This is a genomic window from Paenibacillus sp. 1011MAR3C5, from assembly GCF_003591485.1.
Taxonomy (GTDB): domain Bacteria; phylum Bacillota; class Bacilli; order Paenibacillales; family Paenibacillaceae; genus Pristimantibacillus.
Window position 1 is genome coordinate 1 of sequence record NZ_QZCF01000012.1, and the last position, 13,574, is coordinate 13,574.

Below are 13,574 nucleotides of genomic sequence, written 5' to 3' on the forward strand. Positions count from 1 at the left end.
TTGATCGTTTGGTGATGACGGCGAAGGGGAACCACGCGTTCCCATACCGAACACGACCGTTAAGCCCTTCAGCGCCGATGGTACTTGGACCGCAGGGTCCTGGGAGAGTAGGACGTCGCCAAGCACAAAATGGCCTGCCGCAGTGATCTGCGGCAGGTTTTTTGTGCGTTCGGGGACTTTGGGATAGACGAAGCCTTTCATCCCAAAGTCCCCTGGCGACGTTCCTCTCCCTACTGGGAGAGTGTCCGAACCTTTTCATCGAAGCAACTCGGCGATGCGGGCCCGGCCTTAGCGGTAGGTTCAGACGCCGACCGTGATGCCGCGCTTCGAAGCCTACTCATCCGGTGCGGAATGGACATCGCCAAGCACAAAATGGCCTGCCGCAGTGATCTGCGGCAGGTTTTTTGTGCGTTCGGGGACTTTGGGATAGGCGAAGCCCTTCATCCCAAAGTCCCCGGCGACGTTCCTCTCCCTGCTGGGAGAGTGTCCGAACCTCTTCATCGAAGCAACTCGACGATGTGGGCCCGGCCTTAGCGGTAGGTTCAGACGCCGACCGTGATGTAGAGCTACGAAGTTTACTCATCCGGTGCGGAATGGACATCGCCAAGCACAGGAGCCTATCGTATGGATGCGGTAGGCTGATTAAAGAGCAAATGAAAAAGATCAAAAGATAAAGCTTAAAAGATAAAGTCAAAAGATCATTCTCTACGGGAGAATGTGAAGGGCCCTGTTGCTTGTATGCGACAGGGCTTAAAACATTATTAGCGATGATAATAGGATGCTTCTTTCCATTGAAGACGCAGGACACCGTCCTTGCGCTGCTTGCGGAACGCAAAGGATAACATGAGCCGGGGAATGATGAGCCAGATGTGCCAAGAGATCAGACTGATCATAATGGACGGTGGTGTCCACGGATACAGGACAGCAATGATGCACAAGCCAAGCCAGAATAGATGGCGATGTACGCGTCTGAAGATCAGGAGCGAGATATCATTGGCCGGCTTAAATCCGATCCAGGGCGGTGTGATGCGCCATGTCCATTGACGCTCCGCTGCTTCAGTGACAGAGATAAAGGTTAAGACGATAATAATGAGGTGGAGCACTTGTATAGCGGCAAATCCGAATAACCAAGCGAATAAACCGTGAATGCCATAATTCAGCATTTGGAATCCGAGAAAAATAGCGGCTATGATGAGATGGCTCAGGATGAGCTCTGACTTGACGATGACTCTTTTGACCAATTGATATTGATAGATCGTGGCGTTCATTTGATCCGCTAACGATTGTTTCATGCAGGACATCCTTCCGTTATCTTGCTAAAACTTCATTACATATATCGGCAAATGCAGGAGGTTCGTGAAGTTTAACTTTTACGCTGCTGTCAATCACCATTCGCCCAGACGCCGCATAAGATATATAAATATTTGAAATAGGTTATGAAACAAGTATATTTCACTAGAATTCGTGGCATAATAATAGGAACAGAGTTAACGGAATGAGAAAGCGGGGATGATTATGGATCAAACCACCACTCATCAATGTACGATTTGCGGCAAGCCGAAGTCGGAAGGGGAAGGTATCCGCATTGTACTCGGCTTCATATGCGCCGACTGCGAAACCGAGATGGTCCATACGGATGTGAAGGATGCCAAATATCCGTTCTTCATTCATCAGATGAAACAATTGTTTGTTGAAAAAAATGCTTGAAACAGCCCTGGGAACAGAGGCTGTTTTTTTATATCCGCTGAATCGATTAGCAATACGTGCATGAGAGATACATGGGTGCAAAGCGTTATAAGCGCTGCCTTATTTACGTCTGGGACATGACTTCGTACAATAGATGAATAGATGTCCAATTATTCGAGGGACTAAGGGATTGGAACGGAAGGGTGAAAGAACGCGATGGGAAGAATAAATGCACCGTTATTTGAGGCATTGATGAGACATGCGGGAAGCAGTCCGACCAGCTTTCATGTACCAGGTCATCATAACGGCGAAGCTCTACTGCATGCGCTCCATACTATAGATCCCAATGATTCATTAGAAATAGGAAAGCAGCTATCCGCAGTGATGCGGTTGGATCTGACGGAGCTGTCTTCCACCGATGATCTGCATCATCCGGAAGGCGCTATTCTGGCAGCGCAGCGTCTGGCAGCGCAATGTTATGGAGCGGAGGAGACTTGCTTTCTGATTGGTGGCAGCACATCTGGTAATTTGGGGATGATTCTCGCTGTGTGCGATCCCGGCGATATTATCATCGTACAGCGGAATGTCCATAAATCAGTTATTAATGGGATGAAGCTGGCAGGCGCCAAGGCTATATTCCTGACACCTCATATCGATTCAAGTACAGGCATCTCAACGATTCCATCGCTTGAGCAGGTCAAGCTGGCGCTTCGACAATACCCGCAAGCGAAAGCTGTATTCCTTACAAATCCGAACTACTACGGGATGAGCGTGAAGCTGGATGCATATGTAGAGGCCTGCCATGAACAAAACAAGCCGCTTCTGATCGATGAAGCCCATGGAGCTCATTATGGGATGCATCCAGATCTGCCGAATTCGGCGATTCAGGCGGGCGCAGATGGGGTAGTCCAATCCACGCATAAGACCCTGCCAGCGCTAACGATGGGAGCTATGCTTCATATGCAGGGACAGCTTCTGGATCGACGTAGGGTGCGGGAGGCGCTGGCTATGGTGCAGAGCTCCAGTCCTTCGTTCCCCATTATGGCTTCACTCGATATTTCCCGCGCAATAGTGGATAAGCTTGGCGGCAATCTCTTCCATACGGCAATCGAGGCGGTACATTCTTTCCGAATATGGGTAAAGGAAAGTAAGATGATATTCACCGTAGGGGAGACTGAGCTTCATCCGGACAAAAAGACGGATCCGCTGAGACTAATATTGACGGTACCGAGCGGGAAGCTGACAGGATTCGAGCTGCATCGGGAGCTGGAGAAGCGCGGTTGCTGGGCGGAGATGTCGGATCCTCTATATACGGTACTGGTCATAGGTCCTCATGTCTGCGCTGAAGGGGCTATATCCCGGTTAAAGGATGCTTTGACAGATATTCATCATGCCTATGCTTCTGCCGAATGCCGTCAATTAGAACGACAGGAGCAGATGGAGTCCAAGGACCCAAACGAAGGGATCAGCGAGCCGGTCTCCTTCGCAAGAGTGAAGAAGCAGACAAGCAGGAGTGTTCCCTTGCATGAGGCCCTCCATCATCCATCCGCTGAGATGATCATTCCTTACCCTCCGGGGATACCGCTTCTCTATCCGGGAGAGCGATTCACGGATCGTCATCTTGCGGATATCCGGCGATTATCGGATGCGGGTGCGAGGTTCCAGGGAGCTGAGGACAGCACAATGGATATAGTAGCTATATTAATAGAAGAGAAATGTTGAAGAGGGTCGAAATACAGGGGATATCCCTTTAAATTTCATTGTAGTAGCAGTACCGCTTTGTTACAATGAAAGGACAAGGACGCTACTTACAGTAAGGGGAAACCGAAGATTGACTACGGGACTGTTTATTACCATAGAAGGCGGCGAAGGCGCCGGCAAAAGCTCACTCATTGGGCAGCTTGCGAATACAATACAGAATAAGGGATATCGCGTAGTCGTGACGCGAGAGCCTGGGGGCATCCCGATCGCGGAGAAGATTCGCACCGTGATTCTGGACCCGGAGCATACAACGATGGATGCAAGGACGGAGGCGCTGCTCTACGCGGCATCCCGCAGACAGCATCTGGTGGAGAAGGTTATTCCGGCTTTAGACGCAGGAGAGATTGTCATCTGCGACCGGTTCGTCGACAGCAGCCTTGCTTACCAAGGCCATGCAAGGGGACTTGGAATCGATGAAGTATGGCAAATCAATCAATTTGCCATCGGCGGTACGATGCCTGATCTAACCATCTACATGGATGTCTCACCGGAGGTAGGGCTGTCGCGAATCGCGAGCAATCCTCAGCGGGAGATTAACCGTCTGGATCTGGAGAGACATTCGTTCCATGAACGGGTACGCGAAGGTTATCACTTGGTGATGCAACAATTCCCGGATCGCATACACCGGGTAGATGCGGAGGAAACGCCGGATCGGGTGCTGCAAGCGGTTGTGGCTATTGTCGAACAACGCTTGAGTAGGATATAGCTTGCTTCGTTGCAGCGTCAATTGTAAGGAGTATCACAACAAGAGCACAGAGGAAGACTAAGTGATTTATTACCACAATAGAATATATAGGTTTTCCGAGGGTATCGGATATATAAATTCTATTTGGCGATAAAACCTACCTCTGAACGTACTCGCTCAATCTGAAAGGCACGATAGTGGGTTTCTCATTTACCTATTCTAATGAAGCCAAGGGGGAATGAAGATGAAATTAGTCATTGCGGTTATTCAAGACAAGGATAGCAACAAACTGTCTAATGCGCTTGTTCGGGAAGGATTCAGAGCGACAAAGCTGGCTAGTACGGGGGGATTCCTTCGCGCAGGCAATACCACGTTTATGATCGGGATTGAAGATGAGCGGGTGCATGAGGTACTCCAGGTTATCAGCTCTAATTGCAAGGTGCGCGACCAATTGGTCACGCCGGTATCACCGATGGGCGGATCGACCGATTCCTACATTCCGTTCCCTGTAGAAGTACAGGTCGGAGGCGCAGCAGTATTCGTCATGCCGGTAGAACGCTTCGAACACTTCTGATTGGGTGTGACATAGATGAGAGTTGACCAAGGTTGGCGCCCGGTCGGGCAGAACCGGGCGAGCGCCGATTCATCCATGAAGCCGGTGCAGCCCGCAAGCTTCGCTGATGTGATGGTGCAGCAGGATGCGCAGCGGACGCAGGAGCAGCTGAATCAGAAGCTGCAAGATATTCATCGGCAAGGCGATCGGCTCGCCAAGAATATGACAGTAAGGGAACTGATGCTATATCGCCAAATGGTGAAGCGGTTCCTGGAGGATACAATCAGACGCGGCGTCGGCTTGAAGGAAGTAAGAGGCTTCGACCGCCGCGGGCGGGTGAAACGCTACAAGCTTCTGGATGAAATCGACGCCACGCTTGTAACGATGGCGGAGGACTTGCTCGACAGTGAGGAAGGAAGAATCGAGCTGTTGAACAAAATAGGCGAGATAAGAGGGATTCTGATCAATCTCATGTTCTAGCCTTGCGATGCCAGGAAAGGTAAGGAACGATAGTGATGAGCTTAGAGCATGCCGACGTACAATGGAAGGCGCAGCGTATACTGAAGCACGCCCTCCAAAGCGATAAAATTTCACATGCCTATCTATTCAGCGGTCCATCCGGCACAGGAAGAATGGAGATGGCTCGGCAATTTGCCAAAGCGCTGTTCTGCAGCACCGATGGCTGGGATGCTTGCGGCGAATGTCTGGAATGCCGGAAGTTCGACCATGGCAATCAGAGCGATCTGATTATGGTTGCCCCGGACGGGCAAAGCATTAAGATTGACCAGATCCGTGAATTGCAACGTTCGCTGTCCTATCGCAGCACGCAGACAGGACGCGTCGTCTATATTATTGAAGCGGCGGAGAAGATGACGATTCAAGCGGCGAATAGCTTGCTGAAGTTTCTGGAGGAACCGGTATCTCCGATCGTTGCGATTTTAATTACGGATAATGGACAAGCGGTATTGCCGACCATTCGGTCGCGTACGCAGTGGGTGCCTTTCCTTCCGATGCTGCCGGAGGCGATGCTGGAGCGTCTGGTGGCGGAAGGTGCTTCGCCTCTGCTGGCTAGAGCGGCTGTTCAGTTATCGTCCGGGCTTGATGGAGCTAGACAAATTCTCCAGCAGAATGGGTTTGCAGAAATCAGAAACCTAGTGATACAATTAGGCAAGGAGAGTACGTCCCGATTCACCGCGGCGATGATCACTGCCCAGCAGCAGTTATTTAAGACAGACTTAGCGAATCACATGGATCTGCTGCTTTCATTATTGACACTATGGTTTAAAGATTTGACACAGGTCCAGGCCGGAAGGCAGGACAAGCTTGTTTTTATAGATCAGTTGGAATGGATAAGCAGCAATGCTTATAACCGCTCCTTCGCGGGTTGGGTAAGCTGTATGGAGCATGTCTTGGAAGCAGGCAAGCGCATGCGGGCGAATGTATCGCCACAACTTGCGTTCGAGCAACTATTGGTAAACTTACAGGAGGGCTAATCCTTGTATAATGTCATCGGTGTCCGCTTCAAGAAGGCGGGCAAGATCTATTACTTTGACCCGGTCGAGCACCCCGTGGATAAGGAACAGCATGTGATTGTTGAGACCGCCCGCGGAATCGAATACGGTAAAGTGGTGGTGGGACAGAAGCAAGTCGGTGAATCAGATGTTGTTCTCCCTCTCAAGAAGGTGATACGAATCGCAAGCGAGGTTGATGCGCAGGTTGTGGAAGAAAACCGTGCAGCAGCCAAGAATGCATTCGCAACCTGTCTTGATAAAATCAAGAGCCATCAGCTTCGCATGAAGCTGGTTGATGTCGAATTTACGTTCGACCGCAATAAAATCATTTTCTACTTTACGGCTGAAGGCCGTGTCGACTTCCGGGAGCTCGTCAAGGATCTGGCCAGTGTGTTCCGGACCAGAATCGAGCTTCGCCAGATCGGCGTACGGGATGAAGCGAAGATGCTTGGCGGCATCGGGCCTTGCGGACGCGTCCTCTGCTGTTCCTCATGGCTCGGTGACTTCGAGCCGGTCTCCATCAAGATGGCCAAAGACCAGAATCTATCGCTGAATCCTACGAAAATATCGGGCCTGTGCGGACGTCTGATGTGCTGTTTGAAGTATGAGCATGACAATTATGAGAGCGTGCGCGAAGAATTGCCTGCCGTGGGCAAGATCGTCGTTACTTCGTATGGTGAGGGCAAAGTGACAGGAATCAATGCCGGATCGAAGAGTGTGTATGTGCAGCTGTTCGATTTACCAGGCAAGCCAAAAGAGTTGCCGTTAGACGACGTCGTTGTGAAGTAAGCAAGCGGCAGAAGTCATTCTGATAGGTGAGGTAACGCTCACGCTTGAAGTTCTGGGGTGGGAACTTGGAGAAGAGAGATATTTTTGTTCAAATGGATGAATTGGATAATCGAATGGGAGTGTTCCATGCCGAGCTCAGCGCTCTGAAGCAAAAGGTAAAGGAGCTGCTGGAGGAGAACAAGCGTCTTAGCATCGAGAATCATCAGCTGCGGCAGGTATTCAGGCGAGAGACGACATCCGAACGCGAAGCGGTGGGAGTTGCCGTACAGAGCGAGATCCGTACGGCGGATGCGGAGCTGTCGCCGAATCATGAGGCTGGCCTCGAAGAGGGCAGCGTTGCGGTAGGCGAGGGTCATGACAATCTCACGCGGCTATATCATGAAGGATTCCATATTTGCAACGTATATTACGGACATCTGCGAACGGAGGGCGACTGTCTGTTCTGCCTCTCCTTCTTGAACAAATAAGTGGAATCCGTATCGACAGGTCGTCCTTACCGCTGAGGACGGCCTTTTTTCTAAATAATTTTGGGGTAAGAAACAGACTAAAAATGGAAAAAATGAACGAAGGATATAAAGGAGAGACCTTGAACGTGTCTGAACAACCATCTATACCTCTTGCCGAGGGTGAAAGAATCGACGATTTGTTAACGGATACAGGGCTAATGATTATTCAAAGCCGTGAAGTGTTCAGCTTCTCGCTCGACGCAGTGCTCTTGTCGCGATTTGCGAATATTCCGAAGCACGGCCGGATTGCCGATCTATGCTCAGGCAACGGCGTTATTCCGATTCTGCTCTCGTCAAGGACGCAAGCTTCCATCGATGCGATTGAAATTCAGCCGAGACTCGCCGATATGGCGCGAAGAAGCGTCGCATTGAACGGTCTTGAGGAACAGATTACTGTGCTGGAGCAAGATTTGCGGACTTATCCGAAAATTGTGGCCAATGGCGCCTATGATGCAATTACGGTGAATCCGCCTTATATGCCGGTTACGGCTGGCGATAAAAATGAGAATGAGCATTATGCCATTGCACGCCATGAAATTCATTGCACGCTGGACGATTTGTCCCAAGCCTGCTGCAGGCTGCTGCGTCCGGGCGGCAAGCTGTCGATGGTCCATCGGCCATCCCGGCTGCTTGATATTGTAGAATCGCTTAGACGCTGGAAGCTGGAGCCGAAGCGAATCCAATTCGTCCATCCCCATGCAGGTGCGGAAGCGAATATGGTATTAATCGAAGCCATGCGTGACGGGAAGCCGGATATTAAGCTGCTGCCGCCTATTATGGTATACAACGACGAAGGAGTTCAGATTGTATGAGGACACAGCGAAGCTATTCGATACAAGCAAGCAATGGCATGAATGGAGAAGCGGGGACGCTTTATTTGGTGGGGACGCCGATTGGCAACCTGGAGGATATGACGATGCGCGCCATTCGTACCCTGAAGGAAGTGGATCTGATTGCAGCCGAGGATACGAGGCAATCCCGCAAATTGCTCACCCATTTCGACATTCATACGCGTCTGGTCAGCTATCATGAGCATAATAAGGCTGCAAGCGGTCCTGAGCTTATACGCCTGCTGACCGAGGGACAATCCATTGCCCTCGTGAGCGATGCGGGATTGCCGGCCATATCCGATCCGGGTGCCGATCTTGTTGCGGATGCGACAGCACAAGGAATACCGGTAGTCCCTGTACCGGGTGCGAATGCGGCCTTGTCGGCCCTTATCATGTCAGGATTGCCGACGGATCGATTCCTGTTCGCCGGATTTCCGCCTAGGGAGAAGAAGTCACTTGGAAAGTGGCTGAAGGATCTGTCGGGACAAACTGTGACACTTATTATGTACGAATCGCCGCATCGGCTGACGAAGACGCTGGATGCGATGCTTGAGCAACTTGGCGACCGAAGAGCGGCAGTCATCCGAGAGTTGACCAAGCGGCATGAGGAAGCAGTGAGAGGAACGTTGTCTGAATGCCAGGACTGGTTTCGGGACCATGACCCACTGGGCGAGTTCTGTATCGTCGTGGAAGGCGCAGAAGCGGTGCAGTCGTCCAATGAAGATATGTGGTGGTTTGAGCTGGATGTAGCTGCGCATGTCGCTCACTACGAGACAACGATGGATCGGAAGGAAGCGATTAAGAAGGCGGCCATCGACCGGGGAGTACCCAAGCGAGACGTCTATAATGAAGTAAATCGATAGGATGCGAGGGAGGGTCCAATAGAATGGCCGGAGAAAAAAAAGGACCTTCCTGGCCGGGTTCTAGCGCAGGAAGGCAACAAGGAGTATAAAAAGGTTAGAATTAACAAGTAGGTATAAATTGATTATAACCGATTTTTTTTATTTTGTCACAGGAGTAGGCATTTCTGATAAACAAATATGGCAAACAATTTTTCCTTTGAAGTAGGAAACGTTCTCTGCATTGCCGCAGAAGATACAAGCAGGCTCATATTTCTTCAGCATAATGCGCTCTCCGTCTACATAAATTTCAAGCGCGTCCTTCTCGCCAATACCCAGTGTACGGCGCAGCTCAATTGGAATTACCACACGGCCCAGCTCATCAACTTTACGTACGATACCTGTTGATTTCATCATAATCTATCAATCCTCTCACAAAATGTATTTTCGTCATCATTCGACAATGTTTGTAGATTCTATGTTACTATAATACCAACTCTTCCCAAAACAGTCAACCTAGAATCTTCTGCCAGATTGCTGTAACCACAAGCGATCTCGGGAGATCTTCCGACAATTGCTATGTAATAGAATACAACAGCTTCGACAATTTGGAAACTATTTTACGACACTATTCGACATTAGAACTGCGTTTTGTGTCGAAACTATGAACAAAGGAGATGAGAAGATGAGAGAGCCGTTAACGGAAGAAAAAGTATTCAAGGATCCGGTTCATGATTATGTATATGTCCAAGACCAGACGATATGGGAGCTTATTAATACGAAGGAGTTTCAGCGGCTTCGCCGGATCAGGCAGCTCGGTACAACGTACCTGACGTTCCACGGAGCAGAGCATAGCCGATTCTCCCATTCGCTCGGCGTATACGAAATTACGCGGCGCATCATATCGCAATTCGAGCGCAGCGGTTACCCGGATTGGCCGTCCGAAGAACGGCTGGTCTCGCTCTGTGCCGCATTGCTTCATGATGTGGGTCACGGTCCCTTCTCGCATTCTTTGGAAGAAATATTCGACACCGACCATGAAGTATGGACCTGCAACATCCTGCTGGGCGACACGGACATCAATAGGGTGCTCCGTCAAGTATCCGATGACTTCCCGGACAAGGTAGCCGCAGTCATCCGCAAGACATATCCGAAGCCGATTGTCGTCAGCCTGATATCGAGCCAGATGGATGCGGACCGAATGGATTATTTGCTTCGGGACGCTTATTTCACCGGGGTTAACTACGGCACCTTCGATCTGGAGAGAATACTAAGGGTGCTGAGGCCGTATCAAGGCAAAATTGTCGTGAAGGAAAGCGGCATGCATGCCGTCGAGCATTACCTGATGTCACGTTACCAAATGTACTGGCAAATTTACTTCCATCCCGTTACGCGCAGCTCAGAAATTATATTGAGGCAAATTTTCCGGCGGGCGCAGGAATTGAATGAGCAAGGCTATACGTTCCGCTGGATGGCGGGACCGCTTCAGCAGCTCTTGAACAATACGCTTTCACTGGGCGACTACTTGAAGCTGGACGAACCGCTTGCCCAGACGGCGTTCGCCGAATGGGCCGAGGAATCGGATGAGCTGCTTAGCGATCTGTGCCGTCGCTTCCAGCACAGACAGTTATATAAGTATGTAACCATCGATAACCCGGATGAATCACTTCTATTAGAGGTAGCCAATGCGCTGCAGACGGTTGGTCTCAATCCCGATTATCATATGGAGATTGATTACCCGTTCGATCTTCCGTATGACCTATATAGACCGGATCAGAACAATGGGGAAAAGCGTGAAAAAGCGCCGATTTTGTTGCTGGACAGCGAGGAACGAATCAGCGAGATTTCCATGAAATCCGACATTGTTCGTTCTATTACAGGATTGCATCAAGGGCAGTATCATCTTTATTTTCCGGAGGAGCCGCTGAGGGAGAATAAGGAGCTTCTGTCTGAGCGGATGCTGAAATTGTTCAAGCTCGACTTATAATGAAATGAATGATTATAGGAGTGAAACGATACATGACTTTACCGGTACTTTTTGACACGCATACCCATCTTGATTCTTACAAATTCGACGATGACCGTGAGGCGGTTATCGAACGCGCGCGCGCGGCTGGTGTCGAGCTAATGGTTAATATTGGCTTTGACCGGGAGACGATTCCGACGACGATGGCACTGGCTGAGAAATATGACTTCATCTACGCAGCTGTCGGCTGGCATCCGGTGGAGAGCATCCATATGAAGCCGGAGGATCTAGATTGGATCGAGGAGCTGTGCAAGCATGAGAAAGTCGTCGCCATCGGCGAGATAGGACTGGATTATCACTGGGATACATCGCCAAAGGACGTGCAGCATCGTGTATTCCGGGAGCAGATCAGGCTCGCGCGCAAGATCGGAAAGCCGATTGTCATCCATAACCGCGATGCGCATGAGGACATAATTCGCATATTGAAGGAAGAGAAGGCCGAGGAGGTTGGCGGTGTGATGCATTGCTTCTCCGGAAGCTGGGAAACCGCCAAAATTTGTCTCGATATGAACTTCTATATCTCATTCGGAGGACCTGTCACTTACAAAAATGCAAGGGTGCCAAAAGAGGTTTTGGAAAGGGTTCCAATGAACCGACTTTTGATCGAAACAGACTCCCCTTATCTAACACCTCATCCATATCGTGGCAAAAGAAATGAGACCTCTTATGTGGCACTTGTGGCGGAGACGGCAGCCGAAATTAAGGGGAAAACGGTGGAGGAAATTGCTCAAATCACAACCGAAAACGGTAAAAAATGTTTTGGAATCGTATGAAAGTCGGTTTAAAACCGAGAAATAAAGACCTTTCGCGCAATAAAACTGATTTTTGTAGCCGAAATCACGTATATTTTTGAAGTTTTCCTGCTTTTTTCGTGAAAATCGCATTTTATCGCTTCTTTACAACTGGGCTCTGATGAAGGTATCATTCAAATCAGAGCTTTTCGTTTTGTATTGGATTTCCAGTCTAGCAACCCATCATAAGCCTCATCAACACTCCTCACTCCCATCCCATCTGTGAACGCTTCGGCGCCTACCACACACATCCTTCACAAGGGCGACATCCATCCCAAGTTTGAATAAACGGTAAAACGTCGTCATAGGGATAAACAGGGAGGTGAGAGGGACTGCTTTACTGGAGCGCGTGCTTGCACGCCAATATATTATAGTCGCGTCAGTTGTAACATGCGTAACACTTGGCGGCGGGGCTATGAAGGAGGACCGAAGAAGTGGGATTAATCCAGTCATCTAAGGACACCCATGGGAAACGATCATCCAGCATGACTTTCGCAATGCGATGGAAGCATGGAAACTTGCGTTTGATTATGTTGAGCGCTGTAATCTCAATCGCTATGACTTTCATGTTTTTGGTGTTGTTGTACGGAACGGCTGTCAAAAGCGTATCCGTAGTAGTGAATGGACAAGAAACCGTTGTGGAAACAAAACAATGGGTCCTGCAACGCCTACTGGATGAACAAGCTATTACAATTGGACCTCATGATGAGGTGTCTGTCCCGCTTAATTCACCGATTAAGAATGGGGACCGGGTCGAAGTGAATCATGCGATTCCGGTCGTTGTAAAAGCTGATGGCAAGACATCAACGGTGTACACGACAGAGAAGACGGTACAGGCGGCGATAGAGGAACTCAATCTAACGCTACGCAATGAAGATAAAATTAGTCCGTCCCTACACGAATCGGTTGAGGCGGAAGAGATGATAACTATAGTTCGAGTGAACACGAAAGTGTCAGAGCTCGAGAAAACTGTGCCATTCTCTATCGTGAAGAAAGAAGACCCGACGCTGGAACAAGGCAAGGAGAAGGTCGTGCAGACCGGCAAGGAAGGCGTTGTGGTTGAGCAGAAGAAAGAAATGTACGAGGATGGCGTACTGGTATCGAACCAAGTTGTGAACAAAGTCGTTCAGACAGCAGCGGTGGATCAGGTGGTTGCGGTAGGCACCAAGAAGCCTGAGCCGAAGGTAACCGTACTGTCGAACAATAGTCCGAGTGTGATGACCGTGACGAAAGACGATGTGACATTCAAGGCCAAGAAGATGCTGAAGAATGTTACGCTGACAGCCTATTCGGCTGGCGTCTCGTCTACCGGCAAGGATAAGGATCATCCGGACTATGGCATTACCGCCTCCGGCACTCGTGTGAAGGAAGGCCGCACCATTGCGGTTGACCCGAAGGTTATACCGATCGGTTGGTGGGTCTATATCGAGGGCATTGGCTTCCGCCGTGCCGAGGATAAGGGCAGCGCCATAAAGGGCAATAAGATCGATGTTTATTTTGACAGCAATAGCCATGCTACGAAGTTCGGCAAGAAGACGGGATATACCGTCTACATTCTTGGTCCGAACAAACCGACGGCTAGCTAACCTGCGTCAAG

Annotated in this window: 16 protein-coding genes and 1 rRNA gene; 14 read left to right on the forward strand and 3 right to left on the reverse strand. The window is 49.8% G+C overall.

Annotation, left to right across the window (positions count from 1 at the left end):
• Window positions 1-7 precede the first annotated feature (7 nt).
• Window positions 8-124, forward strand: a 5S ribosomal RNA gene (gene rrf / locus D3P07_RS24560).
• Between the two features lie 209 nt (window positions 125-333).
• Here the strand turns inward: rrf and D3P07_RS27225 are convergent.
• Window positions 334-501, reverse strand: a complete 168-nt coding sequence (locus tag D3P07_RS27225) for a hypothetical protein (RefSeq protein ID WP_182914501.1) — start codon at window positions 499-501, stop codon at window positions 334-336.
• A gap of 260 nt (window positions 502-761) precedes the next feature.
• The gene (locus tag D3P07_RS24570; protein ID WP_119803325.1) at window positions 762-1,292 is read right to left on the reverse strand and encodes a transposase; all 531 of its coding nucleotides are present in this window, start codon (window positions 1,290-1,292) and stop codon (window positions 762-764) included.
• 223 nt (window positions 1,293-1,515) lie between these two features.
• Between D3P07_RS24570 and D3P07_RS24575 the strand changes: the two genes are divergently transcribed.
• The 10 genes from D3P07_RS24575 (at window position 1,516) to rsmI (ending at window position 9,184) form a co-directional block, all read left to right on the forward strand.
• Window positions 1,516-1,707, forward strand: coding sequence for a sigma factor G inhibitor Gin (locus D3P07_RS24575; RefSeq protein WP_119803508.1), 192 nt, complete (start codon window positions 1,516-1,518; stop codon window positions 1,705-1,707).
• Window positions 1,708-1,902: 195 nt separating this feature from the next.
• A complete protein-coding gene (locus D3P07_RS24580; RefSeq protein ID WP_119803327.1) occupies window positions 1,903-3,408 on the forward strand; it encodes an aminotransferase class I/II-fold pyridoxal phosphate-dependent enzyme in 1,506 nt (501 codons plus the stop codon).
• Between the two features lie 109 nt (window positions 3,409-3,517).
• A complete protein-coding gene (tmk, locus tag D3P07_RS24585) occupies window positions 3,518-4,153 on the forward strand; it encodes a dTMP kinase (RefSeq protein WP_119803329.1) in 636 nt (211 codons plus the stop codon).
• A gap of 223 nt (window positions 4,154-4,376) precedes the next feature.
• Window positions 4,377-4,706 carry a cyclic-di-AMP receptor gene (locus D3P07_RS24590; protein WP_119803331.1) on the forward strand — a complete coding sequence of 110 codons (330 nt, stop codon included), beginning with the start codon at window positions 4,377-4,379 and terminating at the stop codon, window positions 4,704-4,706.
• Between the two features lie 15 nt (window positions 4,707-4,721).
• Window positions 4,722-5,165 (forward strand): YaaR family protein, encoded by a 444-nt coding sequence (locus tag D3P07_RS24595; protein WP_119803333.1) that lies wholly within the window; start codon window positions 4,722-4,724, stop codon window positions 5,163-5,165.
• 35 nt (window positions 5,166-5,200) lie between these two features.
• On the forward strand, window positions 5,201-6,178 hold the full coding sequence (gene holB, locus D3P07_RS24600; protein ID WP_119803335.1) for a DNA polymerase III subunit delta': 978 nt from the start codon (window positions 5,201-5,203) through the stop codon (window positions 6,176-6,178).
• Between the two features lie 3 nt (window positions 6,179-6,181).
• A complete protein-coding gene (locus D3P07_RS24605) occupies window positions 6,182-6,985 on the forward strand; it encodes a PSP1 domain-containing protein (protein WP_119803337.1) in 804 nt (267 codons plus the stop codon).
• A gap of 65 nt (window positions 6,986-7,050) precedes the next feature.
• On the forward strand, window positions 7,051-7,452 hold the full coding sequence (locus D3P07_RS24610; protein WP_119803510.1) for an initiation-control protein YabA: 402 nt from the start codon (window positions 7,051-7,053) through the stop codon (window positions 7,450-7,452).
• Between the two features lie 92 nt (window positions 7,453-7,544).
• Window positions 7,545-8,303 carry a tRNA1(Val) (adenine(37)-N6)-methyltransferase gene (locus tag D3P07_RS24615; protein ID WP_119803512.1) on the forward strand — a complete coding sequence of 253 codons (759 nt, stop codon included), beginning with the start codon at window positions 7,545-7,547 and terminating at the stop codon, window positions 8,301-8,303.
• Window positions 8,300-9,184 carry a 16S rRNA (cytidine(1402)-2'-O)-methyltransferase gene (rsmI, locus tag D3P07_RS24620; protein WP_182914502.1) on the forward strand — a complete coding sequence of 295 codons (885 nt, stop codon included), beginning with the start codon at window positions 8,300-8,302 and terminating at the stop codon, window positions 9,182-9,184. The genes D3P07_RS24615 and rsmI overlap by 4 nt, the downstream gene beginning before the upstream one ends.
• Before the next feature lie 138 nt (window positions 9,185-9,322).
• Here the strand turns inward: rsmI and D3P07_RS24625 are convergent, their stop codons facing one another.
• The gene (locus tag D3P07_RS24625; RefSeq protein ID WP_028609554.1) at window positions 9,323-9,577 is read right to left on the reverse strand and encodes an AbrB/MazE/SpoVT family DNA-binding domain-containing protein; all 255 of its coding nucleotides are present in this window, start codon (window positions 9,575-9,577) and stop codon (window positions 9,323-9,325) included.
• A gap of 268 nt (window positions 9,578-9,845) precedes the next feature.
• Between D3P07_RS24625 and D3P07_RS24630 the strand changes: the two genes are divergently transcribed.
• The 3 genes from D3P07_RS24630 to D3P07_RS24640 all read left to right on the forward strand — a co-directional run bounded on the left by D3P07_RS24630 (window position 9,846) and on the right by D3P07_RS24640 (window position 13,563).
• Window positions 9,846-11,147 (forward strand): HD domain-containing protein, encoded by a 1,302-nt coding sequence (locus tag D3P07_RS24630; RefSeq protein WP_119803339.1) that lies wholly within the window; start codon window positions 9,846-9,848, stop codon window positions 11,145-11,147.
• A 32-nt stretch (window positions 11,148-11,179) separates the two neighbouring features.
• Complete coding sequence (locus tag D3P07_RS24635; RefSeq protein ID WP_119803341.1) at window positions 11,180-11,959, forward strand: TatD family hydrolase; 780 nt, start codon at window positions 11,180-11,182, stop codon at window positions 11,957-11,959.
• A 503-nt stretch (window positions 11,960-12,462) separates the two neighbouring features.
• Window positions 12,463-13,563, forward strand: coding sequence for a resuscitation-promoting factor (locus tag D3P07_RS24640; protein ID WP_397334623.1), 1,101 nt, complete (start codon window positions 12,463-12,465; stop codon window positions 13,561-13,563).
• Window positions 13,564-13,574: the final 11 nt, after the last annotated feature.

Coding starts and splice junctions, on each gene's coding strand:
- D3P07_RS24575 (WP_119803508.1), top strand. CDS start 1,516: ATGGATCAAACCACCACTCATCAATGTACGATTTGCGGCAAGCCGAAG.
- D3P07_RS24640 (WP_397334623.1), top strand. CDS start 12,463: ATGACTTTCGCAATGCGATGGAAGCATGGAAACTTGCGTTTGATTATG.
- holB (WP_119803335.1), top strand. CDS start 5,201: ATGAGCTTAGAGCATGCCGACGTACAATGGAAGGCGCAGCGTATACTG.
- D3P07_RS24630 (WP_119803339.1), top strand. CDS start 9,846: ATGAGAGAGCCGTTAACGGAAGAAAAAGTATTCAAGGATCCGGTTCAT.
- D3P07_RS24595 (WP_119803333.1), top strand. CDS start 4,722: ATGAGAGTTGACCAAGGTTGGCGCCCGGTCGGGCAGAACCGGGCGAGC.
- D3P07_RS24625 (WP_028609554.1), bottom strand. CDS start 9,577: ATGATGAAATCAACAGGTATCGTACGTAAAGTTGATGAGCTGGGCCGT.
- D3P07_RS24615 (WP_119803512.1), top strand. CDS start 7,545: ATGAACGAAGGATATAAAGGAGAGACCTTGAACGTGTCTGAACAACCA.
- rsmI (WP_182914502.1), top strand. CDS start 8,300: ATGAGGACACAGCGAAGCTATTCGATACAAGCAAGCAATGGCATGAAT.
- D3P07_RS24570 (WP_119803325.1), bottom strand. CDS start 1,292: ATGAAACAATCGTTAGCGGATCAAATGAACGCCACGATCTATCAATAT.
- D3P07_RS27225 (WP_182914501.1), bottom strand. CDS start 501: ATGAAGAGGTTCGGACACTCTCCCAGCAGGGAGAGGAACGTCGCCGGG.
- D3P07_RS24580 (WP_119803327.1), top strand. CDS start 1,903: ATGGGAAGAATAAATGCACCGTTATTTGAGGCATTGATGAGACATGCG.
- D3P07_RS24635 (WP_119803341.1), top strand. CDS start 11,180: ATGACTTTACCGGTACTTTTTGACACGCATACCCATCTTGATTCTTAC.
- D3P07_RS24590 (WP_119803331.1), top strand. CDS start 4,377: ATGAAATTAGTCATTGCGGTTATTCAAGACAAGGATAGCAACAAACTG.